This window comes from Citrobacter sp. RHBSTW-00986 (assembly GCF_013783065.1).
Taxonomy (GTDB): Bacteria; Pseudomonadota; Gammaproteobacteria; order Enterobacterales; family Enterobacteriaceae; genus Citrobacter; species Citrobacter braakii.
In genome coordinates this window covers 3893321-3919346 of the sequence record NZ_CP056200.1, presented here as the reverse complement: position 1 = coordinate 3919346, position 26026 = coordinate 3893321, and the positions used below count along the sequence as shown (strand labels likewise).

Below are 26026 nucleotides of genomic sequence, written 5' to 3'. Positions count from 1 at the left end.
CTTATGCTGAGTATTCTCTGGAATCTGGCTGCATTCATCGTTGCACTTGGTGTGCTTATCACCGTGCATGAATTTGGTCATTTCTGGGTTGCACGGCGCTGCGGAGTCCGCGTCGAACGCTTTTCCATTGGCTTTGGAAAAGCGCTTTGGCGGCGTACCGATAAATCAGGTACGGAATACGTCATCGCCCTGATTCCCCTCGGCGGTTACGTCAAAATGCTGGATGAGCGCGCTGAACCGGTCGCACCGGAGCTGCGCCATTACGCTTTCAACAATAAAACGGTTGGACAACGCGCAGCCATCATCGCCGCAGGTCCGATTGCCAACTTCCTTTTTGCTATTTTCGCGTATTGGCTGGTGTTTATCATCGGTGTCCCTGGCGTTCGTCCGGTTGTTGGTGAAATAACACCCAACTCGATTGCCGCACAGGCGCAAATTCAGCCGGGTACGGAACTAAAAGCGGTTGATGGTATCGAAACCCCTGATTGGGATGCCGTGCGATTACAACTGGTATCCAAAATTGGCGATGAACATACGACTCTCAGCATGGCGCAGTTTGGCAGCAACCAGCGGCAGGACAAAACGCTGGATTTACGCCATTGGGCATTTGAGCCAGACAAAGAGGATCCTGTTTCCAGTTTAGGGATTCGCCCACGCGGTCCGCAGATTGAATCGGTGCTGTCAGAAGTGCAGGTAAACTCCGCTGCAAGTAAGGCGGGTTTGCAAGCTGGCGACAGGATCGTTAAAGTCAATGGTCAGCCGCTGACGCAATGGATGACGTTCGTGACGCTGGTGCGCGATAATCCGGATAAGCCGTTAGCGCTAGATATTGAAAGACAAGGAAGTTCCTTGTCTTTAACGTTAACCCCAGATTCAAAACAGGTTAACGGGAAGGCAGAGGGTTTTGCGGGCGTGGTGCCTAAAGTTATTCCTCTGCCTGATGAGTATAAGACTGTACGCCAGTATGGGCCATTCAGCGCCATCCTCGAAGCCTCGGATAAAACGTGGCAGTTGATGAAGCTGACGGTCAGTATGCTGGGAAAATTGATTACCGGTGATGTAAAACTGAACAACCTCAGTGGGCCGATTTCTATCGCCCAGGGGGCTGGGATGTCAGCGGAGTTCGGGGTTATTTATTACCTGATGTTCCTTGCGCTTATCAGCGTGAACTTAGGGATAATCAACCTGTTTCCGTTGCCCGTTCTTGACGGGGGGCATCTGCTGTTCCTGGCGATTGAAAAGCTGAAGGGCGGTCCGGTATCCGAGCGGGTTCAAGACTTTAGTTATCGCATTGGCTCTATCTTGCTGGTGTTGTTAATGGGGCTTGCACTTTTCAATGATTTCTCTCGGTTGTAAGAGAGTGTTAGGAAGAACGCATAATAACGATGGCGATGAAAAAGTTGCTCATAGCGTCGCTGCTGTTTAGCAGCGCCACCGTATACGGTGCTGAAGGGTTCGTAGTGAAGGACATTCATTTCGAAGGCCTACAGCGAGTCGCCGTTGGTGCGGCTCTCCTCAGTATGCCGGTGCGCACAGGCGACACGGTTAATGATGAAGACATCAGTAATACCATTCGTGCTCTGTTCGCCACCGGTAACTTTGAGGATGTCCGCGTCCTGCGCGATGGTGATACCCTTCTGGTTCAGGTAAAAGAACGTCCGACGATTGCCAGCATTACTTTCTCCGGTAACAAATCGGTGAAAGATGACATGCTCAAGCAAAACCTCGAGGCTTCTGGTGTGCGTGTTGGCGAGTCTCTGGATCGCACCACGCTAGCCGATATCGAAAAAGGGCTGGAAGATTTCTACTATAGCGTCGGTAAGTACAGCGCCAGTGTGAAAGCGGTGGTAACGCCGTTGCCGCGTAACCGCGTTGACCTCAAGCTGGTCTTCCAGGAAGGCGTTTCGGCGAAGATCCAACAGATCAATATCGTCGGCAACCATGCTTTCTCGACCGACGAACTGATCTCTCACTTCCAACTGCGTGATGAAGTGCCGTGGTGGAACGTGGTGGGCGATCGTAAATACCAGAAACAGAAACTGGCGGGCGATCTTGAAACCTTGCGCAGCTACTATCTGGATCGCGGTTATGCTCGCTTCAATATCGATTCCACCCAGGTTAGCCTGACGCCGGATAAAAAAGGTATCTACATTACCGTTAACATCACTGAAGGCGATCAATACAAGCTTTCAGGGGTACAGGTGAGCGGTAACCTGGCTGGGCACTCCGCCGAAATTGAGACCCTGACCAAAATCGAGCCAGGCGAACTCTATAACGGCACCAAAGTGACCAAAATGGAAGATGATATCAAGAAGCTTCTGGGTCGCTATGGCTATGCCTATCCGCGCGTACAGTCGCAACCTGAAATCAACGACGCCGACAAAACCGTTAAATTACGCGTAAACGTGGATGCAGGTAACCGTTTCTACGTGCGTAAGATTCGTTTTGAAGGGAACGACACCTCTAAAGATTCCGTTCTGCGTCGCGAAATGCGCCAGATGGAAGGGGCCTGGTTGGGTAGCGATCTGGTCGATCAGGGTAAAGAGCGTCTGAACCGTCTGGGTTACTTTGAAACCGTCGATACCGATACTCAGCGTGTACCGGGTAGCCCGGATCAGGTTGATGTGGTCTATAAGGTTAAAGAGCGTAACACCGGTAGCTTTAACTTCGGCGTTGGTTACGGTACTGAAAGCGGCGTGAGCTTCCAGGCTGGCGTTCAGCAAGATAACTGGTTAGGTACCGGTTATTCAGTCGGGATTAACGGCACCAAAAACGACTATCAGACCTATACTGAGTTGTCTGTCACCAACCCATATTTCACCGTTGATGGGGTGAGCCTTGGTGGTCGCGTTTTCTACAATGACTTTAAAGCGGATGATGCAGACCTGTCCGACTATACCAACAAAAGTTATGGTACTGACGCAACGCTCGGCTTCCCGATCAACGAATACAACACCTTGCGTGCGGGTGTGGGTTATGTGCATAACTCCTTGTCTAACATGGATCCACAGGTTGCAATGCAACGTTATCTGGTTTCAATGGGTAAGGATCCTGACGCTGATAGCTTTAAATCAGACGATTTCACCTTCAACTATGGGTGGACATATAACAAGCTGGACCGTGGGTACTTCCCAACGGAAGGTACGCGTGTCAACCTGAACGGTAAAGTAACCATTCCGGGTTCTGACAACGAATACTACAAAGCGACGTTGGATACCGCGACCTATGTGCCGATCGATGACGATCACAAATGGGTTGTTCTGGGTCGCACGAAGTGGGGCTATGGTGACGGCATCGGCAGCAAAGAGATGCCGTTCTACGAGAACTTCTATGCGGGTGGTTCCAGCACCGTGCGTGGTTTCCAGTCCAACACCATCGGTCCAAAGGCTGTCTATTTACCGGCTAATCGTTATAACAACGATAGCGATTACGATAACGAATGTGACGCCACCAATACTTCACCGTGTAAATCGGATGATGCGGTGGGCGGTAACGCCATGGCTGTCGCCAGCCTGGAATTTATTACCCCGACGCCGTTTATCAGCGACAAGTATGCCAACTCGGTCCGTACCTCGTTCTTCTGGGATATGGGTACCGTTTGGGATACGAACTGGGATTCAGCTAAGTACTCTGGTTATCCGGACTACAGCGATCCGAACAATATCCGTATGTCAGCGGGTATCGCTTTACAATGGATGTCCCCATTGGGGCCGTTGGTTTTCTCCTACGCCCAGCCGTTCAAGAAGTACGATGGAGACAAAGCGGAACAGTTCCAGTTTAACATTGGTAAAACCTGGTAATTGTTCTTCGCAAAGGAATGTAGTGGTAGTGTAGCGATGACTTTAGGCGATCTTGCATGGGATCGCCTGGCCACGCAAAGAACTGTACCTTCGGGTGCAAATGGGATGGTAAGGAGTTAATTGTGAAAAAGTGGTTATTAGCTGCAGGTCTCGGTTTAGCGATGGCAACGTCCGCACAGGCTGCTGACAAAATTGCAATCGTCAACATGGGTAGCTTGTTCCAACAGGTTGCACAGAAGACGGGCGTTTCTGCTACGCTGGAAAACGAGTTCAAAGGCCGTGCCAGCGAACTGCAGCGTATGGAATCTGATCTGCAATCTAAAATGCAGCGTCTGCAATCCATGAAAGCGGGTAGCGATCGTACCAAGCTGGAAAAAGACGTCATGGCTCAGCGTCAGACTTTCTCTCAGAAAGCTCAGGCTTTTGAGCAGGATCGTGCGCGTCGTTCCAACGAAGAACGTGGCAAACTGGTTACTCGTATCCAGACAGCGGTGAAATCTGTTGCTAACAGTCAGAGCATCGATCTGGTTGTTGACGCAAACACCGTTGCATACAACAGCAGCGATGTAAAAGACATCACCGCTGACGTACTGAAACAGGTTAAATAAGTAATGCCTTCAATTCGACTGGCTGATTTAGCAGAGCAGTTGGATGCAGAATTACACGGTGATGGCGATATCGTCATCACCGGCGTAGCGTCCATGCAATCTGCGCAAACTGGCAATATCACGTTCATGGTGAATCCTAAGTACCGTGAACACTTAGGCGTATGCCAGGCCTCTGCCGTTGTGATGACGCAGGACGATCTTCCTTTTGCTAAGAGTGCTGCGCTGGTAGTGAAGAATCCCTACCTGACCTATGCACGTATGGCGCAAATCTTAGATACCACGCCGCAGCCCGCACAAAACATTGCACCGAGTGCAGTGATCGATGCGACGGCGAAGCTGGGTAATAATGTTTCTGTGGGCGCAAATGCGGTCATTGAGTCTGGCGTAGAACTGGGCGATAACGTCGTTATCGGCGCAGGCTGCTTCGTCGGAAAAAATACTAAAATCGGCGCAGGTTCACGCTTGTGGGCGAATGTGACGATTTACCACGACATTCAGATCGGTGAGAATTGCCTGATCCAGTCCAGCACTGTCGTCGGATCTGATGGATTTGGTTACGCGAACGATCGCGGTAACTGGGTGAAGATCCCGCAGCTTGGTCGCGTGATTATTGGCGATCGCGTCGAGATCGGCGCTTGTACCACCATTGATCGTGGTGCGCTGGACGATACTGTGATCGGTAATGGTGTTATCATTGATAACCAGTGCCAGATTGCGCATAACGTTGTGATTGGCGACAATACGGCGGTAGCCGGTGGCGTCATTATGGCGGGTAGCCTGAAGATTGGCCGTTACTGCATGATTGGCGGCGCCAGCGTGATCAATGGGCATATGGAAATATGCGATAAAGTCACGGTTACTGGCATGGGTATGGTGATGCGTCCTATCACCGAACCTGGCGTCTATTCCTCAGGCATTCCGCTACAGCCCAATAAGGTATGGCGTAAAACAGCTGCACTGGTGATGAATATTGATGATATGAGCAAGCGTCTCAAAGCGATTGAGCGCAAGGTTAATCAACAAGACTAAAGCACCGTTTTTGCATGTCTGACTTTTCGGCCTGTCCCATTCATACGATTGCGACAGGCCGTGTTATTATTGCCTTTTAGTATATTTTGACAGGAAGAGTATTTTGACTACTAACACTCATACTCTGCATATTGAAGAGATTTTAGAACTTCTGCCGCACCGTTTTCCGTTTCTGCTGGTTGACCGCGTGCTGGATTTTGAAGAAGGTCGTTTTCTGCGCGCAGTGAAAAATGTATCTGTTAACGAGCCTTTCTTCCAGGGCCACTTCCCGGGTAAACCTATTTTCCCAGGCGTACTGATTCTGGAAGCAATGGCGCAGGCCACCGGTATCCTCGCGTTTAAAAGCGTAGGGAAACTGGAACCAGGTGAACTGTACTATTTTGCGGGTATTGACGAAGCGCGCTTTAAGCGTCCTGTCGTGCCAGGCGATCAGATGATCATGGAAGTGACTTTCGAGAAAACGCGCCGCGGCCTGACCCGTTTTAAAGGGGTTGCGCTGGTCGACGGTAAAGTTGTGTGCGAAGCAACGATGATGTGTGCCCGTAGCCGGGAGGCCTGATACGTGATTGATAAATCCGCCTTTATTCACCCAACTGCCATTGTGGAAGAAGGCGCCAGCATTGGCGCTAACGCTCACATTGGCCCATTTTGTATTGTTGGACCCCATGTTGAAATTGGTGAGGGTACCGTACTGAAGTCTCACGTTGTCGTGAATGGCCATACAAAAATTGGTCGCGATAACGAGATCTATCAGTTTGCCTCCATCGGTGAAGTTAACCAGGATCTGAAATATGCTGGCGAACCGACCCGCGTGGAAATTGGCGATCGCAACCGCATCCGCGAAAGCGTTACCATTCATCGTGGCACAGTGCAGGGCGGTGGAGTGACGAAGGTGGGCAGCGATAACTTACTGATGATTAATGCGCACGTAGCGCATGATTGTACGGTAGGCAACCGCTGTATTCTGGCGAATAACGCCACGCTTGCCGGGCATGTATCGCTGGATGATTTTGTTATCATCGGCGGCATGACTGCGGTGCATCAGTTCTGCATCATCGGCGCGCATGTGATGGTTGGCGGCTGTTCTGGCGTTGCTCAGGACGTGCCTCCATACGTTATCGCCCAGGGCAACCACGCAACGCCATTTGGCGTCAATATCGAAGGTCTGAAGCGTCGTGGGTTCACCCGCGAAGCGATTACCGCGATTCGTAATGCCTACAAAGCGTTGTACCGTAGTGGTAAAACGCTGGAAGAAGTGAAACCGGAAATCGCGGAACTGGCGAAACAGTACCCTGAAGTTCAGGCTTTCAGCGACTTTTTTGAGCGCTCAACGCGTGGTCTGATTCGTTAATGACTGAGCAGCGTCCTTTAACGATTGCCCTCGTCGCCGGAGAAACCTCCGGCGATATTCTTGGTGCAGGGTTAATTCGTGCACTCAAGGCTCGCGTTCCCAATGCGCGTTTTGTTGGCGTGGCGGGTCCGCTGATGCAGGCCGAAGGCTGTGAAGCCTGGTACGAAATGGAAGAGCTGGCGGTAATGGGCATTGTTGAAGTGCTCGGACGCCTGCGCCGTTTACTGCATATTCGCGCCGATCTCACTCGCCGATTTACCGACTTAAAGCCGGATGTTTTCGTCGGTATTGATGCGCCTGATTTCAATATTACCCTCGAAGGGAATTTGAAAAAGCAGGGCATTAAAACCATTCATTACGTCAGCCCCTCTGTGTGGGCCTGGCGACAGAAACGCGTTTTCAAAATAGGCAGATCCACCAATATGGTGCTGGCCTTTCTGCCTTTCGAAAAAGCGTTTTATGACAAATTTAACGTCCCGTGCCGCTTTATCGGTCATACCATGGCAGATGCCATGCCGTTGGACCCGGATAAAAACGCGGCTCGCGATGTTCTGGGTATTCCCCATGACGCTCACTGCCTGGCGCTATTGCCAGGAAGCCGTGGCGCAGAAGTGGAGATGCTCAGCGCCGATTTTCTGAAAACGGCGCAGTTGTTACGCCAGCATTATCCAGATCTCGAAGTGGTAGTGCCGTTGGTGAATGCCAAACGTCGCGAGCAGTTTGAGCGCATTAAAGCTGAAGTTGCGCCGGAGCTTTCCGTACATCTGCTTAATGGAATGGGACGTGAAGCGATGGTTGCCAGCGATGCCGCACTGCTGGCTTCCGGCACCGCTGCGCTGGAATGTATGCTGGCAAAATGCCCGATGGTGGTTGGCTATCGTATGAAACCTTTCACCTTTTGGCTGGCAAAGCGTCTGGTGAAGACCGATTACGTTTCGCTACCTAACCTGCTGGCGGGAAGAGAACTGGTTAAAGAGCTGTTGCAGGAAGAGTGCGAACCGCAGGCGCTGTCGCAAGCGCTGTTGCCGTTGCTGGCGAATGGCAAAACCAGCCATGCGATGCACGACACATTCCGTGAACTGCATCAGCAGATCCGTTGCAACGCTGATGAGCAGGCGGCGGATGCGGTCCTGGAGTTAGCGCAATGATTGAATTTGTATATCCGCATACGCATTTAGTGGCGGGTGTAGATGAAGTTGGACGTGGTCCTTTAGTCGGCGCGGTCGTCACTGCCGCCGTCATTCTGGATCCGGCTCGCCCTATTATCGGTCTTAACGACTCAAAAAAACTGTCGGAAAAACGTCGCCTGGCGCTATTCGATGAGATTAAAGAAAAAGCGTTAAGCTGGAGCCTGGGGCGTGCGGAACCACATGAAATCGACGAGTTGAATATTTTACATGCCACTATGCTGGCCATGCAGCGTGCGGTTGCGGGTCTGCATATAGCGCCGGAATACGTACTGATCGACGGCAATCGTTGCCCGGCATTACCGGTGCCATCGCTGGCGGTGGTAAAAGGTGATAGCCGTGTGGCGGAGATTAGCGCGGCGTCGATACTGGCAAAAGTTACACGTGATGCTGAAATGGCGGCCCTGGATACGGTGTTCCCGCAGTATGGCTTTGCACAGCACAAAGGCTATCCAACCGCTTTTCATCTGGAAAAGTTGGCAATGCATGGCGCAACAGAGCACCATCGCCGTAGTTTTGGCCCCGTCAAACGCGCACTGGGACTCACGTCCTGATTCTTGTGTCGAAGGAATCTGAAGATGTCTGAACCTCGTTTCGTCCACCTGCGGGTGCACAGCGACTACTCCATGATCGATGGGCTGGCGAAAACCGGGCCGCTAGTGAAAAAGGCGGCCGCGTTAGGCATGCCTGCACTGGCGATCACCGATTTTACCAACCTGTGTGGTCTGGTGAAGTTTTACGGAGCGGGTCACGGTGCGGGTATCAAGCCGATAGTTGGCGCAGATTTTCATGTCCGTAGCGAGCTGCTGGGCGATGAACTCACGCAGCTCACCGTGCTGGCCGCAAACAATACTGGCTATCAGAACCTGACGTTGTTGATATCGAAAGCCTATCAGCGTGGTTATGGCGCAGAAGGGCCGGTCATCGACCGGGATTGGCTGGCCGAGTTAAAAGAAGGTTTGATTTTGCTCTCCGGCGGCCGCATGGGCGACGTTGGGCGCAGCCTGCTGCGCGGTAATAGCGCACTGGTTGATGAGTGCGTAGCGTTTTACGAAGAACATTTTCCAAATTGTTACTTCCTCGAGCTTATCCGCACCGGCAGGCAAGATGAAGAAAATTATCTGCATGCAGCGGTAGAACTGGCGGAAAGGCGTGGTCTTCCGGTGGTGGCGACCAACGATGTTCGTTTCCTTGAAACCAGTGATTTTGACGCGCATGAAATCCGCGTGGCAATCCATGACGGGTTCACCCTTGACGACCCGAAACGCCCGCGTAATTATTCGCCGCAGCAGTACATGCGTAGCGAAGATGAGATGTGCGAGCTGTTTTCCGATATTCCGGAAGCGCTGCAAAACACCGTTGAGATAGCTAAGCGCTGTAACGTGACGGTACGTCTGGGTGAGTATTTCCTGCCACAGTTCCCGACCGGTGATATGACCACCGAGGATTTCCTCGTGGCGAAATCGCGCGAAGGTCTGGAAGAGCGTCTGGCGTTTTTGTTCCCGGACCCTGAAGTTCGCGCCCAGAAGCGCCCGCCTTATGACGAACGTCTGGAAGTTGAACTGAAAGTTATCAACCAGATGGGATTCCCTGGCTACTTCCTGATCGTGATGGAATTTATCCAGTGGTCGAAAGATAACGGCGTACCGGTAGGCCCTGGACGTGGTTCCGGTGCCGGCTCGCTTGTCGCCTATGCGCTGAAAATTACCGACCTGGATCCGCTGGAATTTGACCTGCTGTTCGAACGATTCCTGAACCCGGAACGTGTCTCAATGCCCGACTTCGACGTTGACTTCTGTATGGAGAAACGCGACCGGGTAATTGAACACGTGGCGGAAATGTACGGTCGTGATGCGGTTTCGCAGATTATTACCTTCGGTACGATGGCGGCCAAAGCGGTTATCCGCGACGTGGGGCGCGTGCTGGGACACCCGTACGGCTTCGTTGACCGTATTTCGAAACTGGTGCCGCCCGACCCGGGCATGACGCTGGCAAAAGCCTTTGAAGCCGAACCCCAACTGCCGGAAATCTATGAGGCAGATGAAGAGGTTAAAGCGCTGATCGATATGGCGCGTAAGCTGGAAGGCGTCACGCGTAACGCCGGTAAACACGCCGGTGGTGTAGTTATCGCGCCGACCAAAATTACCGATTTTGCGCCGCTATACTGCGATGAACAGGGGCTGCACCCGGTTACTCAGTTTGATAAGAACGACGTGGAATATGCCGGCCTTGTGAAGTTCGACTTCCTCGGCCTGCGTACGCTCACCATCATCAACTGGGCGCTGGAAATGATTAACGCGCGCCGTGAAAAGAACGGCGAGCCGCCGCTGGATATCGCCGCTATCCCGCTGGATGACAAGAAAAGCTTCGACATGCTGCAACGCTCGGAAACCACGGCGGTCTTCCAGCTAGAATCCCGCGGCATGAAAGATCTTATCAAACGGCTGCAGCCTGACTGCTTCGAAGATATGATCGCCCTGGTGGCCCTGTTCCGTCCTGGTCCGCTACAGTCGGGGATGGTAGATAACTTTATCGACCGTAAGCATGGTCGCGAAGAGATTTCCTACCCGGACGTACAATGGCAGCATGAGTGTCTGAAACCGGTACTGGAGCCGACCTACGGCATTATCCTGTATCAGGAACAGGTTATGCAGATTGCCCAGGAGCTGTCCGGATATACCCTTGGCGGTGCGGACATGTTGCGTCGTGCGATGGGTAAGAAAAAGCCGGAAGAGATGGCTAAGCAGCGCGGCACCTTTGAAGAAGGGGCGAAAAAGCGCGGCGTCGACGGCGAACTGGCGATGAAAATCTTTGACCTGGTGGAGAAATTCGCCGGTTACGGATTTAACAAATCGCACTCCGCTGCCTATGCGCTGGTCTCTTACCAGACGCTATGGCTGAAGGCGCATTACCCCGCCGAGTTTATGGCGGCGGTAATGACCGCCGATATGGATAACACCGAGAAAGTGGTCGGCCTGGTGGATGAATGCTGGCGTATGGGGCTCAAAATCCTGCCGCCGGACATCAACTCCGGGCTTTATCATTTTCACGTGAATGATGATGGCGAAATTGTCTATGGCATCGGCGCGATAAAAGGCGTGGGTGAAGGGCCAATTGAAGCTATTATTGAGGCGCGCAACGAAGGCGGTTACTTCCGCGAGCTGTTTGATCTCTGTGCGCGCACGGACATCAAAAAACTCAACCGCCGGGTGCTGGAAAAGTTAATCATGTCCGGGGCGTTTGACCGCCTTGGCCCGCATCGTGCGGCGCTGATGAATTCGCTCAACGATGCGCTAAAAGCCGCCGATCAGCATGCGAAAGCCGAGGCAACGGGTCAGGCGGACATGTTTGGCGTGCTGGCTGAAGAGCCGGAACAAATTGAACAGTCTTATGCTAACTGTACACCGTGGCCGGAGCAGGTGGTATTAGAAGGGGAACGTGAAACGTTAGGGCTTTACCTGACGGGACACCCCATCAACCAGTATTTAAAAGAAATTGAGCGCTATGTTGGAGGCCACAGGCTGAAAGACATGCATCCGACAGAACGTGGTAAAGTCACCACGGCTGCGGGGCTCGTCATTGCTGCGCGGGTAATGGTCACCAAGCGCGGCAATCGTATCGGCATCTGTACCCTAGATGACCGTTCCGGGCGTCTGGAAGTTATGTTGTTTACCGATGCCCTGGATAAATACCAGCAATTGCTGGAAAAAGACCGCATACTTATCGTCAGCGGACAGGTCAGCTTTGATGACTTCAGCGGCGGGCTTAAAATGATGGCCCGTGAAGTCATGGATATTGACGAAGCCCGGGAAAAATATGCTCGCGGGCTTGCTATCTCGCTGACGGACAGGCAAATTGATGACCAGCTTTTAAACCGACTCCGTCAGTCTCTGGAACCCCACCGCTCGGGGACAATTCCAGTACATCTCTACTATCAGAGGGCGGATGCACGTGCGCGATTGCGTTTTGGCGCAACGTGGCGTGTCTCTCCGAGCGATCGTTTGCTAAACGATCTCCGTGGCCTTATTGGTTCGGAGCAGGTGGAACTGGAGTTTGACTAATACAGGAATACTATGAGTCTGAATTTCCTTGATTTTGAACAGCCGATTGCAGAGCTGGAAGCAAAAATCGATTCTCTGACTGCGGTTAGCCGTCAGGATGAGAAACTGGATATTAACATCGATGAAGAAGTGCATCGTCTGCGTGAAAAAAGCGTAGAGCTGACGCGTAAAATCTTCGCCGATCTTGGCGCATGGCAGGTAGCCCAGCTGGCGCGCCATCCACAGCGTCCGTACACCCTGGATTATGTCCGCCTGGCATTTGATGAATTTGATGAGCTGGCGGGCGATCGTGCCTATGCGGATGATAAAGCTATTGTCGGCGGCATCGCGCGTCTGGATGGCCGTCCGGTGATGATCATTGGTCATCAGAAAGGCCGTGAGACCAAAGAAAAAATTCGTCGTAATTTCGGCATGCCGGCACCGGAAGGCTATCGCAAAGCGCTGCGTCTGATGGAAATGGCCGAGCGTTTCAATATGCCGATCATTACCTTCATCGACACCCCAGGGGCTTATCCGGGAGTGGGCGCGGAAGAACGTGGTCAGTCTGAAGCGATTGCGCGCAACCTGCGCGAAATGTCGCGTCTGAGCGTACCGGTAATCTGCACCGTTATTGGTGAAGGTGGTTCCGGCGGCGCGCTGGCGATCGGCGTAGGCGATAAAGTGAATATGCTGCAATACAGCACCTATTCCGTTATCTCCCCGGAAGGTTGTGCCTCCATTCTGTGGAAAAGCGCCGACAAAGCGCCGCTGGCCGCAGAAGCAATGGGGATTATCGCGCCGCGTCTGAAAGAGCTGAAGCTTATCGACTCTATCATCCCGGAACCGCTGGGCGGCGCGCACCGCAACCCGGAAGTGATGGCTGCGTCCCTGAAAGCACAACTGCTGGCCGATCTCGCCGATCTCGACGTGTTAAGCAAAGATGATTTGAAAAACCGTCGTTACCAGCGTTTGATGAGCTACGGTTACGCGTAAACTGCATTAATTCTGAAAAGGGCCACAACGCTGTGGCCCTTTTTTTTACCTGTGGTTTCACCAGGCTATGATTAACTAAGGTTTTTCCAGGAGGAACGCATGAATATCATTGCCATCATGGGACCGCATGGCGTCTTTTATAAAGATGAGCCCATCAAGGAACTTGAGCGTGCGCTGCAACAGCAGGGGTTTCAGATTATCTGGCCGCAGAATAGCGTCGACCTACTTAAGTTTATCGAACATAACCCACGAATTTGCGGTGTCATTTTTGACTGGGATGAATACAGCCTGGATCTGTGCAGTGACATCAACCAGCTCAACGAGTATCTCCCGCTCTACGCCTTTATTAATACCCATTCGACGATGGATGTCAGCGCGCACGACCTGCGCATGGCACTGTGGTTTTTTGAGTATGCGCTGGGCCAGTCTGAAGATATTGCAACCCGCATCCGTCAGTACACCAGCGAATACCTCGATAACATCACCCCTCCTTTCACCAAGGCGCTGTTTACCTATGTGAAGGAAGGAAAGTACACCTTCTGCACGCCCGGACATATGGCGGGAACGGCGTATCAGAAAAGCCCGGTCGGCTGCCTGTTCTATGATTTCTTTGGCGGCAATACTCTGAAGGCCGACGTGTCTATTTCCGTGACTGAACTGGGTTCGCTGCTGGATCATACCGGCCCGCATCTGGAAGCGGAGGAGTATATCGCGCGCACCTTTGGCGCCGAGCAGAGCTATATGGTGACCAACGGCACCTCGACGTCGAACAAGATTGTCGGCATGTATGCCGCGCCTTCAGGCAGTACGCTACTGATTGATCGCAACTGTCATAAGTCGCTGGCGCATTTGCTAATGATGAGCGATGTGGTGCCAATCTGGCTGAAGCCTACGCGCAATGCGCTGGGGATCCTCGGCGGTATACCTCGTCGGGAATTCACCCGCGCAAGCATTGAACGCAAGGTAGAAGAGACCCCTCAGGCGCTATGGCCGGTACACGCGGTGATCACCAATTCCACCTATGACGGCCTGTTGTATAACACCAACTGGATCAAGCAAACCCTGGATGTGCCCTCCATTCATTTTGATTCTGCCTGGGTGCCGTATACCCATTTTCACCCGATCTATCAGGGGAAAAGCGGGATGAGCGGCGAACGGGTGCCGGGGAAAGTGATTTTTGAAACCCAGTCAACCCACAAGATGTTGGCGGCACTATCACAGGCTTCTCTGATCCACATTAAGGGCGACTACGACGAAGAGACGTTCAACGAAGCCTTTATGATGCACACTTCCACTTCCCCGAGCTACCCGATTGTCGCGTCGATAGAAACGGCGGCGGCAATGCTGCGTGGCAATTCAGGCAAGCGGTTAATCAATCGTTCGGTGGATCGGGCGCTGCATTTCCGTAAAGAAGTGCAGCGGCTACGCGAAGAGTCGGATGGCTGGTTCTTTGATATCTGGCAGCCGGAAAGGGTAGATGAGGCGGAGTGCTGGCCGGTAGCGCCTGGTGAAGACTGGCACGGATTTGTTGATGCTGACGCCGACCATATGTTCCTCGACCCGGTGAAGGTCACCATTCTTACGCCGGGAATGGATGAACAGGGAAATATGAGTGAAGAGGGGATCCCTGCGGCGCTGGTGGCGAAATTCCTTGATGAGCGCGGTGTCGTTGTCGAGAAAACGGGACCGTATAATCTGTTGTTCCTGTTCAGTATTGGCATTGATAAAACCCGGGCGATGGGGCTACTGCGCGGCCTGACGGAATTTAAACGCTCGTACGATCTGAATTTACGCGTGAAAAATATGCTGCCGGATCTGTATGCCGAGGATCCCGATTTCTATCGTAATATGCGTATTCAGGATCTGGCGCAGGGGATCCATAAGCTGATCCGCCAGCACGATCTCTCCGGGCTGATGCTGCGGGCATTTGATACCTTACCGGAAATGAAAATGACCCCGCACCAGGCCTGGCAGCGGCAGATCAAAGGTGAGGTCGAAACGGTGGCGCTCGATCAACTGGTGGGGCGCATTTCTGCCAATATGATTCTGCCTTATCCTCCCGGTGTGCCGCTCTTGATGCCCGGGGAAATGATCACGGCCAAAAGTCGGGCTGTACTCGATTTTCTGCTGATGTTGTGTTCAGTGGGCCATCACTATCCTGGATTTGAAACCGATATCCATGGCGCTAAACTGGGTGAAGATGGCGTGTATCGCGTGCGAGTCCTAAAAATGGCATGACGACTTGCGTGAACCCATTACGCACGAGTAACGTGCTGGCAGAAAAACGAAAGAGGCGATGACGCTATGCTGGGATTAAAACAGGTTCACCATATTGCCATTATTGCGACGGACTACGCGGCGAGTAAGGCATTTTACTGTGATGTGCTGGGCTTTACGCTAATCAGCGAAGCCTACCGGGAAGAACGTGACTCGTGGAAGGGTGATCTGGCATTGAACGGTCAGTATGTGATTGAGCTTTTTTCTTTTCCATTTCCGCCTTGCCGTCCGAGCCGACCGGAAGCCTGCGGTTTACGCCATCTGGCGTTCAGCGTAGATGACGTGGAAAAAGCGATCGCGCATCTGGAAGCTCACCACGTGAAGTGCGAATCCGTGCGTATCGATCCGTTTACCGGCAAACGCTTTACGTTTTTTAACGATCCGGACGGATTACCGCTCGAACTGTACGAGCTGTAAGTCTTATCATTGTGGCATTAGCCTGGCAATGTGCCGGGCAATGCCCTTGTAAGTAACCATCATGACGACACTCACGCTGAACACTTCACTGCTGAATTCTCAATCGATTCTGGTCGCCTTTAGCGGCGGGCTGGATTCCACCGTGCTGCTGCATCAGCTGGTACTGTGGCGAGCGCAAAATCCTGAGGTTGCCTTGCGTGCAATCCATATTCATCACGGATTAAGCCCGCAGGCAGACAGTTGGGTGCAACACTGTGAGTCGGTATGCGCACAGTGGCAGGTGCCGCTGGTGGTTGAACGGGTCCATCTTGAGGATGATGGTTTGGGCATCGAAGCTCAGGCGCGACGCGCGCGCTATCAGGCATTTGCGCAGACCTTACTACCGGGTGAAGTGCTGATGACCGCCCAGCATCTCGACGACCAGTGTGAAACCTTTCTACTGGCGCTTAAGCGCGGCAGTGGTCCTGCCGGGCTTTCCGCCATGGGCGAAAGCTCACCATTTGCCGGAACCCAACTGATTCGACCGCTGCTGGCGCAAACGCGAGAGGCGCTTGAAGCATGGGCGCGACAGCATGAATTATGCTGGATCGAAGATGAAAGTAATCAGGATGATGCCTACGATCGCAATTTTCTCAGATTGCGCGTTACCCCCTTGCTCCAACAACGATGGCCGCACTTCGCGCAAGCCGCAGCCCGTAGCGCCGCGCTGTGCGCCGAGCAGGAGAGTTTACTGGATGAACTGCTGGCCAATGATTTAGCCGACTGCGTGACTGCCCAAGGCACACTGTTACTGGCACCGTTAATGATGATGAGTGGCGTGCGGCGTGCCGCTCTGCTTCGTCGCTGGTTGGCGGGGGTAAATGCGCCGATGCCTTCCCGGGACGGGCTGGAACGTATCTGGCAGGAAGTGGCGTTGGCGCGAGAAGATGCTTCCCCCTGTTTTCGTCTGGGAGAATATGAGGTCCGTCGCTATCAGTCACAGCTATGGTGGGTTAAATCGGTCGACGGGCAAAGCGAAACAGTCATCCCGTGGTCATGCCGGGAAACGCCGTTGACGCTGCCAGCTGGGTTAGGCTCGGTGCAGCTAATCTCTGCTGGCGAATTGCGCATGCCGCAAGCAGGTGAAGCCATCAGTATTCGTTTTAAAGCGCCAGGCGTATTGCATATTGTCGGGCGTAACGGTGGACGTAAATTAAAGAAAATCTGGCAGGAGCAGGGGATCCCGCCCTGGCGACGAGATACCACGCCGTTGTTGTTTTACGGTGAAACCTTGATTGCGGCTGCGGGTGTTTTTGTGACGCGTGAGGGTGCGGCGGTAGATGAAGAAGGTATTAGTCTGATTTGGCATGCCTGATGGCGCTGCGATTATCAGGCCTGGTCATTTAGGCCTGATAAGGTGCAAGAAAAGTTAAGATTCGCTGACGACCACGGTACCGATTTGCGGGTGGCTGAAGCTGGCAATTTTATCGAGACGAAGCTCCCGGATTTCACCTGCGACATCTGCGACCAGATACTCCACGTTTTTGCGTGAAACCAGGTCATTCGCTTTCGCCTGCAAAACTTCGCCATCTTTTAGCGCCAGCGTCAGTAACAAATGGTTCTGGCAGGCGAGTTCAAGATTGTCGTAATCATCACAATTGATGGGTTGATACGTTTCATTCATTGACATAATCGCTCACCAGTAAGTTGGCGGCAGCATAGGCCGCTTTTTCCCTGACCGACTCTGGAAGGGCGCTGTCTGCCGCCACTTCATTAAGCACCTTCAATACGCAACCCAGCGCATCCGGGATATACCCTAAGTCTCCGCTGGCGATTTCCGCGTACCGCTTGCGTATTAACTCACAATATTTTTCCACATGCCCTCCTGTCAGCACTCTGACTTAACCGTGGATGCAAGTCTAAGCCTACGAAGATAAACTCTGTTTAGCAAGGTGACTATACCATACTCATTCAAGCAATATCAGCGCCTTGATTGAGGAGCTGTTAGCAGCCTTTTGCCGCAGTTTTCGCTACAATGAGCGCCTGATTCGAAAGGAGTTCTCTCATGGCGCTTAAAGCGACAATTTATAAAGCCGTCGTCAACGTAGCGGATCTCGACCGCAACCAGTTCCTTGACGCGGCCTTGACGCTGGCGCGTCATCCCTCTGAAACCCAGGAGCGCATGATGCTGCGCCTGCTGGCCTGGATTAAATATGCCGATGAACGGCTGCAGTTCACGCGTGGCCTGAGTGCTGAAGACGAGCCTGAAGCATGGCTGCGTAACGATCATCTGGGCATCGATCTCTGGATTGAACTGGGTCTGCCGGATGAGCGTCGTATTAAAAAAGCCTGTACCCAGTCTGGTGAGGTTGCTCTGTTTACTTACAACAGCCGTGCGGCCCAGATCTGGTGGCAGCAAAACCAGAACAAGTGTGCGCAGTTTAAAAATCTCACCGTGTGGTATCTGGATGATGAACAGCTGGCGCAACTGAGTGATTTTGCTGGTCGTACAATGGCGCTGCAGGCAACTATCCAGGATGGCGCTATCTGGCTGTCTGATTCTCAGAACAATCTGGAAATTCATCTGACCGCGTGGCAGCCGCGTTGATGATTGTTATCTCCCGAAACGTCTCTATCCCTGACAGTGAGCTGGAAATCACGGCGATTCGGGCACAGGGCGCGGGCGGTCAGCACGTTAACAAGACCTCCACGGCTATCCATTTGCGCTTTGACATTCGGGCCTCAGGCCTGCCAGAGTATTACAAGGAACGTCTGCTGGCCGCCAGCCATCATCTGATTAGCAGCGATGGCGTTATTATCATAAAGGCGCAGGAATACCGTAGCCAGGAGCTAAATCGGGAAGCGGCAATCTCCCGACTGGTGGCGGTGATAAAAGAATTAACCGCGGTGCAAAAAAGCCGACAGGCAACACGTCCTACGCGCGCCTCGAAAGAGCGCAGGTTGTCATCGAAGGCGCAAAAATCCACAGTGAAAGCACTGCGTGGGAGAGTTCGTCGAACGCAAGACTGACGAGCGGGAATAAAAAATTATAAGGAATTCATAGTGAAAACAGCAATATTGTCCGTGGTCGCTGCATGCACGCTTTTTTCCTTGATCGGCTGTAACAACCGTACTGAAGTCGATGTACTACAGCCGACGCGGGCGGCAGAATTAAAACCGATGCAGCAAAGCTGGCGTGGCATTTTGCCTTGCGCGGACTGCGAAGGAATTGAAACCTCTCTGTTCCTGGAAAAAGACGGCACATGGGTGATGAACGAACGCTATCAGGGCGTGCGAGATGAACCGTCCTCCTTTGCTTCTTATGGTACATGGGCGCGCACTGCCGATAAGCTGGTGCTGACTGACAGCAAAGGTGAAAAGTCGTACTACCGGGCAAAAGGTGAAGCGCTGGAGATGCTGGATCGTGAAGGTAACCCGATTGAGTCACAGTTCAACTACACGCTTGAGCCAGTTTCTGCCAGCTTACCGGTGACGCCAATGCCGATGCGGGGGATGTACTTCTATATGGCTGACGCGGCAACCTTCACTGATTGTGCGACGGGTAAAAGAGTCTCTGTCGCGAACAATGCACAACTGGAGCGAGATTATCTGACTGCGCGTGGTGCAACGGATAAGGCAGTTCTGCTTACTGTGGAAGGGCACTTCACGATGGAAGAAAATCCTGATACGGGCACACCAGTGAAAACCTTAAGAGCGGATAAAGAAATTAAGTTTATCCCTGGCCAGAGTTGCGATGATTAATCTGCAGCTTATAAAAACTGTCCGGGCGATCACCGGACAGTTTTTCCTTATCGGATCAATCCAACAAAACGGCTGGTTTTGATATAAATCCCTAACTTCAGGTGGCCGATATACTGTAGCTGCGTTTCAGACTTAAACGCGGAAATGTCACCTTCGCGCATATGCATCAGGTCGGAAGGGCTAATCCAACCCGGCTGCGCCATTGTTAGCGGATGCCCGGCTGTGGCAAACGCATCGGTTACAAATTCGGAGCAAAACCACGCCTTCTTTTCTCCTTCACTGGTATTGTTCAACTGTGCTTTTGCCAGCCCGCTGACGCATTGCTGGCGAAAATCCTCTGAGAAAGGATTCAATGAACATATTTGCCGGGTCACCATAAACGGAATAAATTCGACGATGCCGCGGTAGTTATAGCCGCTATCTTTGATTTTATAAGCGAATGTTTTGATTTCTTCGGCCTGCTGCGGTGTGAGGTTGGGGACCCGCAGAGCAAAAAGCTTATCGCTGTGATTTTCAGCCTTTTTGAGCGAAATGATTTGTACTCCCGCCCCGGTCGCTTCGGCAACTTCATTATCGCCAAGGTAAACGGCGACATGGCTGACAGAAGAGGTGCTGAACGCGCGAATACCAAATGAGGTCACCCCAAGACTAGAGGAAAACAGCAGGTCGCCCGGCCTGAGGTCGGTATCCGTAATTTCATGCAGCGCTTGATCGGTAAATGAACTTTGATGCTGGAGTTTTACCTCCCATTTCTTTGCCTGGGCATCAACAGCCGTTGCTGATGAATTTTGCTGACTGACGTCAATCGTGCAGGCTGAAAGCAGAAGACCGAAGGGGAGGAGCAGGCAGTAATACGCCGTTGGTTTAGCCATTTTATACAATCCATGTAAAAAAGGCCCTGATCCTCAGGGCCTTGTGCTGGTATTAGCCTTTAATAGCTTTGACCAGGTAGTCGACGATGTCGCCGGTTTTAATCAGCTCTTTCTCGCCGTTACGACGGTATTTGTATTCGATATCGTCGTTGTCGAGGTTACGGTCGCCCAGCACGATGGTATGCGGAATACCGATGAGCTCCATATCAGCAAACATCACGCCTGGACGCTCTTTACGATCGTCCATCAACACTTCAATACCCTGCGCGCGCAGCTCCGCGTACAGCTTCTCAGCCAGCTCCTGCACACGGTAGGATTTGTGCATGTTCATCGGCAGAATAGCAACCTGGAACGGGGCAATGGCGTCTGGCCATACAATGCCGCGATCGTCGTAGTTCTGTTCAATCGCGGCAGCCACAACGCGAGTGACCCCGATACCGTAGCAGCCCATGGTCAGCGTCTGGTTACGACCATCTTCTCCCTGAACGGCGGCTTTCATCGCTTCAGAGTACTTGGTACCCAACTGGAAGATATGGCCCACTTCGATACCGCGTTTGATCATCAGCGTACCTTTGCCATCCGGGCTTGGATCGCCGGCGACCACGTTACGAATGTCAGCCACTTCCGGGGTGGCCACGTCACGATCCCAGTTGATACCGAAATAGTGTTTACCGTCGATGTTGGCACCGGCAGCAAAATCGCTCATTACCGCAACGGTACGGTCGATAACCACCGGAATCGGCATGTTCACCGGACCCAGAGATCCTGGACCTGCTTTAACCAGCGCACGAATTTCTTCTTCGGTGGCGAAGGTCAGCGGGCTGGCAACCTGCGGCAGTTTTTCCGCCTTGACTTCGTTCAGCTCGTGATCGCCACGAACCAGCAGCGCAACCAGCGGGTAGCTGCTGCCTTCAATCGCTTTCACCAGCAGGGTTTTCACGGTTTTCTCGATAGGCAGGTTGAATTGTTCAACCAGCTCGGCGATGGTTTTAGCGTTCGGTGTATCAACCAGCGTCATTTCCTGTGTTGCAGCGGCGCGCGGTTCTTTCGGTGCAACAGCTTCGGCAAACTCGATGTTTGCCGCATAGTCGGAAGAGTCAGAGAAGATCACATCGTCTTCACCGCTCTGCGCCAGCACCTGGAATTCGTGAGAGGCGCTGCCGCCGATAGAACCGGTATCCGCTTGTACCGCACGGAAATCCAGCCCCATACGGCTGAAGATTTTGCTGTACGCAGCGTACATCGCGTCGTAGGTTTCCTGCAGAGATTCCTGAGAAGTGTGGAAAGAGTAGGCATCTTTCATCAGGAATTCGCGGGAACGCATCACGCCGAAGCGCGGACGCACTTCGTCACGGAATTTGGTCTGGATCTGATAGAAGTTCAGCGGCAGCTGTTTGTAAGAGCTCAGCTCATTACGGATCAGGTCGGTGATCACTTCTTCATGCGTTGGGCCGAGTACGAACGAACGATCGCCACGGTCAGCAATACGCAGCAGTTCCGGGCCGTATTGTTCCCAACGGCCGCTCTCTTCCCACAGTTCAGAAGGCTGAACGACCGGCATCAACACCTCGATCGCACCGGCGTTGTTCATCTCTTCACGCACGATGTTTTCGACTTTTTTCAGGACGCGCACGCCGGTCGGCAGCCAGGTATATAACCCGGAGGCCAGCTTGCGGATCATCCCGGCGCGCAGCATCAGCTGGTGGCTGATGACCTCGGCGTCGGCAGGTGTCTCCTTCAGAGTGGAGAGCAGATATTGGCTAGTACGCATGTTGTTACGGTTCCAGTTGAACGATCGAACAGGCTCAAAATGAGCCTGGCACAAAACAAAAGTGGTTTAGTTTACCAGCGAGAAGGGGATGTCAAAAGAGTACGCGATGCAAATTAGCGGGCTTCCAGAGCAAAGACCTCAAATCCTGACGGCGTCACGCGCCAGCGGACGTTAAAGTCCAGCAACCAGACGGCATAGGTTTTGCCTTCTTCCTCGTTTTTACGGTAGGCAGGACGCGGATCCTGCGCCAGCACTTCGGCAATAAACTGACGAAGATGCGGGTAACGCTGTTCGAGCTTTGGGAGTTGCTCAGCGAGCTCTTCACTGAACGTCACGTCTACACTGGCCTGCGGCGCGTCCTGAGCATAGCTGGCGCGAGCATCAGGCAGCGATTCGGCAAACGGCAGATACGGTTTTATATCCACTACCGGCGTGCCATCAACAAGATCCAGCCCGCCGAGCTCAAGGATTACGTGCTCTTTATGGCAACGGATGCCCCGCAGCTCAACCAACGACATGCCAACAGGGTTCGGACGAAACGTTGAACGCGTGGCAAAGACGCCCATTCTGGCATTGCCGCCAAGACGGGGAGGGCGCACGGTTGGACGCCATCCACCTTCCATTGTCTGGTGAAAAACAAAAATCACCCACAAATGGCTGAAGGCTTCCAGGCCGCGAACGGCATCGGCCTGGTTATAAGGTGCGAGCAAATGCAGTTCACCGCTGGCACTTTTCACCAGACCTGGCTGGCGTGGAACGGCGAACTTTTCTTTATAAGGTGAGCGGATAACGCCTATTTGCTCGAACTGAAAATGGCTCATTTCGCCGAAATGTTCAGTGCAGAACCGATGCAAACCGCCTGGCGATAGCAACCCGGCGTTCCGCTGGTTACTTCACAACTGTGCAGCAATACCGCATTTGCTTTCATTTTAGATGCGTTAATCTGCATGCGTTTGCGTGCGGTTGGAATGCTCGGCGGTGAATCCTGGTTGGATGCCTGGCAGGATTCGCCGCTGACTTCGCCGAGATCGCGGAACGGTTTGCCAACTAAATCTTCAGCGTTAGTAATGATTCTTACCGGCGCCGCGCGCGGTGCTTTGGGTTTTTCCGGCTCCGCTTTAGGCGGGGTAGCGGTGCTTTGAACGGGTTCAACAGGGGATCTGCTTAACATAGAACAGCCGCTCAGCATGAGTGCTACTAAACAGATCGGTAAAGCACGCATAATATTTCCTCAATGAATGATCTAAACGTCAGATATTGAATCAGGTGCTTGCATAAATGACAAGACGGGCAAGCGCCCGTCCTGATGATATTACAGATTCTGGAAACAGCCTAAAATTACCAGCCCTTAACAGCTCCGCCGTTGAAGACTTTGTTTGCTGCTTCGTACACTTCGTCAGACTGGTATGCCTGAACGAATTTCTTCACATTCTCAGCATCTTTATTGTCTTCACGAGTCACGATCAGGTTTACGTACGGAGAATCTTTATCTTCAACAAAGATACCGTCTTTAGCCGGGGTCAGGCCGATCTGGCTGGCGTAGGTCGTGTTGATGACCGCCAGTGCGATTTGTGCATCGTCCAGGGAACGCGGCAACTGCGGCGCTTCCAGTTCAACCAGCTTCAGGTTTTTCGGGTTTTCAATCACGTCCAGCGCGGTCGGCAGCAGACCAACACCGTCTTTCAGTTTGATTAAGCCCACTTTTTGCAGCAGCAGCAGGGAGCGGCCAAGGTTAGTCGGATCGTTTGGAATCGCGACCTGAGAACCTTCCTGCAACTCATCCAGTGATTTGATTTTTTTAGAGTAGCCCGCAATCGGGTAAACAAAAGTATTACCTGCGGCAACCAGTTTGTAGCCGCGATCTTTGATCTGTTGATCCAGGTACGGTTTGTGCTGGAAGGCGTTAGCATCGATATCGCCTTTGCTCAGCGCTTCGTTAGGCAGGACGTAATCGTTAAACGTGACCAGCTCAACGTCCAGACCGTATTTTTCTTTAGCCACTTTCTGCGCGACTTCTGCGACCTGCTGCTCTGCGCCAACAATAACGCCCACTTTGATGTGGTTAGGATCTTTTTCATCCTGACCGCAACCCACAAGTGCCAGAGAACCGATCAGGGCTCCAACTGCCGCAAAGGTTTTGAATTTGAACGCCATGCTTATTTCCTTTTCTTAATGAGTTTTTAGTGTTGTGTGCAACGTTATTTGTGCGTGACAGCCCGGACGATGCGATCGCCGGATAACTGAATTAAATAAACCAGAACGACGAGCAATACCAGCACTGTATTCATGACGGTAGCGTTGTAGCCAATATAACCGTACTGATAACCAATCTGGCCAAGACCACCGGCACCGACGGCACCGCCCATCGCGGAATAACCCACCAGCGTGATAAGGGTGATGGTGGCCGCATTGACCAGTCCAGGCAGTGCTTCTGGTAGTAATACCTTACGTACAATTTGCAGCGGCGTGGCACCCATTGCCCGGGAGGCCTCAATCAGCCCGGTCGGGATTTCGAGCAGCGCGTTTTCCACCATACGGGCGATAAACGGCGCGGCGCCGACGGTCAGCGGGACGATAGCGGCCTGCAGCCCAATAGAGGTGCCAACGATCATGCGGGTGAACGGAATCATCCACACCAGCAAGATAATGAACGGGATGGAACGGAAAATATTCACCAGTGCAGAGAGCGTGCGGTAGAGCTTCGCGTTCTCAATGATTTGCCCCGGCCGCGTTACATACAGCAACACGCCAACCGGCAGGCCAATCACAAAACCAAAAAAACCGGACACAAAGGTCATTGCCAGCGTTTCCCATACGCCGCGAACCAGTAGCCACATCATCGGCTCAGACATAACCCAGTACCTCTACTTTTACATGGTGTTCCTGCAACCAGTTAATGGCTTCTTGTGTATCTTCCTGTGTGCCGTGCATTTCAGTCAGCATGATGCCGAACTTCACGCCGCCGGCGTAATCCATCTGCGCGCTAATAATGTTGTTATTCACGTTAAAACGACGGGCCGTCTCCGAAAGTAATGGCGCATCAACCGAATGACCGGTGAATTCCATGCGCAGCATTGGCACGCTGTCGGCTTCTGGCTTTGCTTTTAAACGTTCCAGATAATCTTCCGGGATATCCAGGTGTAGCGTGGACTGGATAAATTTCTGTGCCAGCGGCGTTTTCGGGTGGGAGAACACTTCGCTGACGGTGTCCTGCTCAATCAGCTCACCATTACTGATGACCGCCACGCAGTCACAAATGCGTTTTACAACGTCCATCTCATGGGTAATCAGCAGAATGGTGAGTCCCAAACGACGGTTAATGTCTTTCAATAATTCCAGAATCGAGCGGGTTGTTGCCGGATCAAGTGCGCTGGTGGCTTCATCACACAGCAACACTTTTGGATTGCTGGCCAGCGCACGCGCAATCGCCACTCGCTGTTTTTGTCCGCCGGAAAGGTTGGCCGGGTAGCTGTCGTGCTTGTCGCCAAGGCCGACTAAATCCAGCAGTTCTGTTACACGGCGTTTGATCTCTTCCTTTGGCGTATTATCCAGTTCCAGCGGCAGCGCGACGTTGCCAAACACGGTACGGGAAGAGAGCAGGTTAAAGTGTTGGAAAATCATGCCGATTTGACGGCGAGCTTTGGTCAGCTCGGATTCAGAAAGCGTCGTCAGCTCCTGGCCGCCAACCTGAACACTGCCTTCGGTTGGGCGTTCAAGTAAGTTAACGCAGCGAATGAGCGTACTTTTACCGGCACCGGAGGCGCCAATGACGCCATAAATCTGCCCGGCAGGAACGTGCAGGCTGACTTTATTTAGCGCCTGAATGGTGCGAGTCCCCTGCTGGAACACTTTGGTGATATTCGAAAGTTTAATCATTGGTTATTTATTATCGTAATTAAGTTAGCCGTGGCATTTTCGTCTGTCTGGGACGGTCGAAGCC

The 26026-nt window shown here is 52.6% G+C and carries 25 protein-coding genes; 16 read left to right on the top strand and 9 right to left on the bottom strand.

Annotated features, from left to right (window positions below; all coding sequences use genetic code 11):
- Positions 1–3 precede the first annotated feature (3 nt).
- The 13 genes from rseP to tilS all read left to right on the top strand — a co-directional run bounded on the left by rseP (position 4) and on the right by tilS (position 17056).
- Positions 4–1356 carry a sigma E protease regulator RseP gene (rseP, locus tag HV345_RS19065; protein ID WP_181635929.1) on the top strand — a complete coding sequence of 451 codons (1353 nt, stop codon included), beginning with the start codon at positions 4–6 and terminating at the stop codon, positions 1354–1356.
- Between the two features lie 29 nt (positions 1357–1385).
- Entirely contained in the window at positions 1386–3800 is a 2415-nt protein-coding gene (bamA, locus tag HV345_RS19060; protein ID WP_016151764.1) for an outer membrane protein assembly factor BamA, read from the top strand.
- A gap of 122 nt (positions 3801–3922) precedes the next feature.
- On the top strand, positions 3923–4408 hold the full coding sequence (gene skp / locus HV345_RS19055; protein WP_016151765.1) for a molecular chaperone Skp: 486 nt from the start codon (positions 3923–3925) through the stop codon (positions 4406–4408).
- Positions 4409–4411: 3 nt separating this feature from the next.
- Positions 4412–5437, top strand: a complete 1026-nt coding sequence (gene lpxD / locus HV345_RS19050; protein ID WP_003018531.1) for a UDP-3-O-(3-hydroxymyristoyl)glucosamine N-acyltransferase — start codon at positions 4412–4414, stop codon at positions 5435–5437.
- Positions 5438–5540: 103 nt separating this feature from the next.
- Complete coding sequence (fabZ, locus tag HV345_RS19045) at positions 5541–5996, top strand: 3-hydroxyacyl-ACP dehydratase FabZ (RefSeq protein ID WP_003018528.1); 456 nt, start codon at positions 5541–5543, stop codon at positions 5994–5996.
- A gap of 3 nt (positions 5997–5999) precedes the next feature.
- Positions 6000–6788, top strand: a complete 789-nt coding sequence (lpxA, locus tag HV345_RS19040) for an acyl-ACP--UDP-N-acetylglucosamine O-acyltransferase (protein ID WP_003018525.1) — start codon at positions 6000–6002, stop codon at positions 6786–6788.
- Complete coding sequence (gene lpxB, locus HV345_RS19035) at positions 6788–7936, top strand: lipid-A-disaccharide synthase (protein WP_003829168.1); 1149 nt, start codon at positions 6788–6790, stop codon at positions 7934–7936. The genes lpxA and lpxB overlap by 1 nt, the downstream gene beginning before the upstream one ends.
- On the top strand, positions 7933–8529 hold the full coding sequence (gene rnhB / locus HV345_RS19030; RefSeq protein WP_019078405.1) for a ribonuclease HII: 597 nt from the start codon (positions 7933–7935) through the stop codon (positions 8527–8529). The genes lpxB and rnhB overlap by 4 nt, the downstream gene beginning before the upstream one ends.
- Before the next feature lie 24 nt (positions 8530–8553).
- Positions 8554–12036 carry a DNA polymerase III subunit alpha gene (gene dnaE, locus HV345_RS19025; protein ID WP_131347710.1) on the top strand — a complete coding sequence of 1161 codons (3483 nt, stop codon included), beginning with the start codon at positions 8554–8556 and terminating at the stop codon, positions 12034–12036.
- Positions 12037–12048: 12 nt separating this feature from the next.
- Entirely contained in the window at positions 12049–13008 is a 960-nt protein-coding gene (accA, locus tag HV345_RS19020; protein WP_003018513.1) for an acetyl-CoA carboxylase carboxyl transferase subunit alpha, read from the top strand.
- 99 nt (positions 13009–13107) lie between these two features.
- Complete coding sequence (ldcC, locus tag HV345_RS19015; RefSeq protein ID WP_181635928.1) at positions 13108–15246, top strand: lysine decarboxylase LdcC; 2139 nt, start codon at positions 13108–13110, stop codon at positions 15244–15246.
- A 66-nt stretch (positions 15247–15312) separates the two neighbouring features.
- Entirely contained in the window at positions 15313–15702 is a 390-nt protein-coding gene (locus tag HV345_RS19010; protein ID WP_016151771.1) for a VOC family protein, read from the top strand.
- Between the two features lie 61 nt (positions 15703–15763).
- Positions 15764–17056: a tRNA lysidine(34) synthetase TilS gene (tilS, locus tag HV345_RS19005; protein WP_181635927.1), complete on the top strand. Its 1293-nt coding sequence runs from the start codon at positions 15764–15766 to the stop codon at positions 17054–17056.
- 54 nt (positions 17057–17110) lie between these two features.
- On the opposite strand, the gene rof is transcribed toward tilS, so the two are convergent.
- Together rof and HV345_RS18995 are read right to left on the bottom strand one after the other, a co-directional pair.
- Complete coding sequence (rof, locus tag HV345_RS19000) at positions 17111–17371, bottom strand: Rho-binding antiterminator (protein WP_016151773.1); 261 nt, start codon at positions 17369–17371, stop codon at positions 17111–17113.
- The gene (locus HV345_RS18995) at positions 17358–17558 is read right to left on the bottom strand and encodes a YaeP family protein (RefSeq protein WP_003018499.1); all 201 of its coding nucleotides are present in this window, start codon (positions 17556–17558) and stop codon (positions 17358–17360) included. The genes rof and HV345_RS18995 overlap by 14 nt, the downstream gene beginning before the upstream one ends.
- A gap of 188 nt (positions 17559–17746) precedes the next feature.
- On the opposite strand from HV345_RS18995, the gene HV345_RS18990 reads away from it, so the two are divergent.
- Genes HV345_RS18990 through nlpE form a run of 3 tightly spaced genes read left to right on the top strand, consistent with a single transcriptional unit; the run spans position 17747 to position 19443 of the window.
- Positions 17747–18289 carry a YaeQ family protein gene (locus tag HV345_RS18990; protein WP_016151774.1) on the top strand — a complete coding sequence of 181 codons (543 nt, stop codon included), beginning with the start codon at positions 17747–17749 and terminating at the stop codon, positions 18287–18289.
- Positions 18289–18711 carry an alternative ribosome rescue aminoacyl-tRNA hydrolase ArfB gene (gene arfB / locus HV345_RS18985; protein WP_016151775.1) on the top strand — a complete coding sequence of 141 codons (423 nt, stop codon included), beginning with the start codon at positions 18289–18291 and terminating at the stop codon, positions 18709–18711. The genes HV345_RS18990 and arfB overlap by 1 nt, the downstream gene beginning before the upstream one ends.
- 30 nt (positions 18712–18741) lie before the next feature.
- A complete protein-coding gene (gene nlpE, locus HV345_RS18980) occupies positions 18742–19443 on the top strand; it encodes an envelope stress response activation lipoprotein NlpE (protein ID WP_087121852.1) in 702 nt (233 codons plus the stop codon).
- A gap of 47 nt (positions 19444–19490) precedes the next feature.
- Here the strand turns inward: nlpE and HV345_RS18975 are convergent, their stop codons facing one another.
- The 7 genes from HV345_RS18975 to metN form a co-directional block, all read right to left on the bottom strand.
- Entirely contained in the window at positions 19491–20315 is an 825-nt protein-coding gene (locus tag HV345_RS18975) for a YaeF family permuted papain-like enzyme (RefSeq protein WP_016151777.1), read from the bottom strand.
- A gap of 52 nt (positions 20316–20367) precedes the next feature.
- Positions 20368–22086 carry a proline--tRNA ligase gene (gene proS, locus HV345_RS18970; RefSeq protein WP_080859349.1) on the bottom strand — a complete coding sequence of 573 codons (1719 nt, stop codon included), beginning with the start codon at positions 22084–22086 and terminating at the stop codon, positions 20368–20370.
- Positions 22087–22199: 113 nt separating this feature from the next.
- Complete coding sequence (gene tsaA, locus HV345_RS18965) at positions 22200–22907, bottom strand: tRNA (N6-threonylcarbamoyladenosine(37)-N6)-methyltransferase TrmO (protein ID WP_047417110.1); 708 nt, start codon at positions 22905–22907, stop codon at positions 22200–22202.
- Complete coding sequence (rcsF, locus tag HV345_RS18960; protein ID WP_016151780.1) at positions 22904–23308, bottom strand: Rcs stress response system protein RcsF; 405 nt, start codon at positions 23306–23308, stop codon at positions 22904–22906. The genes tsaA and rcsF overlap by 4 nt, the downstream gene beginning before the upstream one ends.
- Positions 23309–23424: 116 nt before the next feature.
- On the bottom strand, positions 23425–24240 hold the full coding sequence (gene metQ, locus HV345_RS18955; protein WP_006686809.1) for a methionine ABC transporter substrate-binding lipoprotein MetQ: 816 nt from the start codon (positions 24238–24240) through the stop codon (positions 23425–23427).
- 44 nt (positions 24241–24284) lie between these two features.
- Positions 24285–24938, bottom strand: a complete 654-nt coding sequence (locus tag HV345_RS18950; RefSeq protein WP_003018471.1) for a methionine ABC transporter permease MetI — start codon at positions 24936–24938, stop codon at positions 24285–24287.
- A complete protein-coding gene (gene metN, locus HV345_RS18945; RefSeq protein ID WP_155574647.1) occupies positions 24931–25962 on the bottom strand; it encodes a methionine ABC transporter ATP-binding protein MetN in 1032 nt (343 codons plus the stop codon). Before metN ends, HV345_RS18950 begins: the two co-directional genes overlap by 8 nt.
- Positions 25963–26026: the final 64 nt, after the last annotated feature.

What these genes read in the sequence shown, in the direction of transcription:
- HV345_RS18990 (WP_016151774.1), top strand. Translation starts at nt 17,747, where the DNA reads ATGGCGCTTAAAGCGACAATTTATAAAGCCGTCGTCAACGTAGCGGAT.
- rcsF (WP_016151780.1), bottom strand. Translation starts at nt 23,308, where the DNA reads ATGCGTGCTTTACCGATCTGTTTAGTAGCACTCATGCTGAGCGGCTGT.
- HV345_RS18975 (WP_016151777.1), bottom strand. Translation starts at nt 20,315, where the DNA reads ATGGCTAAACCAACGGCGTATTACTGCCTGCTCCTCCCCTTCGGTCTT.
- rnhB (WP_019078405.1), top strand. Translation starts at nt 7,933, where the DNA reads ATGATTGAATTTGTATATCCGCATACGCATTTAGTGGCGGGTGTAGAT.
- metQ (WP_006686809.1), bottom strand. Translation starts at nt 24,240, where the DNA reads ATGGCGTTCAAATTCAAAACCTTTGCGGCAGTTGGAGCCCTGATCGGT.
- tilS (WP_181635927.1), top strand. Translation starts at nt 15,764, where the DNA reads ATGACGACACTCACGCTGAACACTTCACTGCTGAATTCTCAATCGATT.
- rseP (WP_181635929.1), top strand. Translation starts at nt 4, where the DNA reads ATGCTGAGTATTCTCTGGAATCTGGCTGCATTCATCGTTGCACTTGGT.
- tsaA (WP_047417110.1), bottom strand. Translation starts at nt 22,907, where the DNA reads ATGAGCCATTTTCAGTTCGAGCAAATAGGCGTTATCCGCTCACCTTAT.
- rof (WP_016151773.1), bottom strand. Translation starts at nt 17,371, where the DNA reads ATGTCAATGAATGAAACGTATCAACCCATCAATTGTGATGATTACGAC.
- arfB (WP_016151775.1), top strand. Translation starts at nt 18,289, where the DNA reads ATGATTGTTATCTCCCGAAACGTCTCTATCCCTGACAGTGAGCTGGAA.
- ldcC (WP_181635928.1), top strand. Translation starts at nt 13,108, where the DNA reads ATGAATATCATTGCCATCATGGGACCGCATGGCGTCTTTTATAAAGAT.
- HV345_RS18950 (WP_003018471.1), bottom strand. Translation starts at nt 24,938, where the DNA reads ATGTCTGAGCCGATGATGTGGCTACTGGTTCGCGGCGTATGGGAAACG.
- lpxB (WP_003829168.1), top strand. Translation starts at nt 6,788, where the DNA reads ATGACTGAGCAGCGTCCTTTAACGATTGCCCTCGTCGCCGGAGAAACC.
- bamA (WP_016151764.1), top strand. Translation starts at nt 1,386, where the DNA reads ATGGCGATGAAAAAGTTGCTCATAGCGTCGCTGCTGTTTAGCAGCGCC.
- metN (WP_155574647.1), bottom strand. Translation starts at nt 25,962, where the DNA reads ATGATTAAACTTTCGAATATCACCAAAGTGTTCCAGCAGGGGACTCGC.
- accA (WP_003018513.1), top strand. Translation starts at nt 12,049, where the DNA reads ATGAGTCTGAATTTCCTTGATTTTGAACAGCCGATTGCAGAGCTGGAA.
- lpxD (WP_003018531.1), top strand. Translation starts at nt 4,412, where the DNA reads ATGCCTTCAATTCGACTGGCTGATTTAGCAGAGCAGTTGGATGCAGAA.
- dnaE (WP_131347710.1), top strand. Translation starts at nt 8,554, where the DNA reads ATGTCTGAACCTCGTTTCGTCCACCTGCGGGTGCACAGCGACTACTCC.
- proS (WP_080859349.1), bottom strand. Translation starts at nt 22,086, where the DNA reads ATGCGTACTAGCCAATATCTGCTCTCCACTCTGAAGGAGACACCTGCC.
- HV345_RS19010 (WP_016151771.1), top strand. Translation starts at nt 15,313, where the DNA reads ATGCTGGGATTAAAACAGGTTCACCATATTGCCATTATTGCGACGGAC.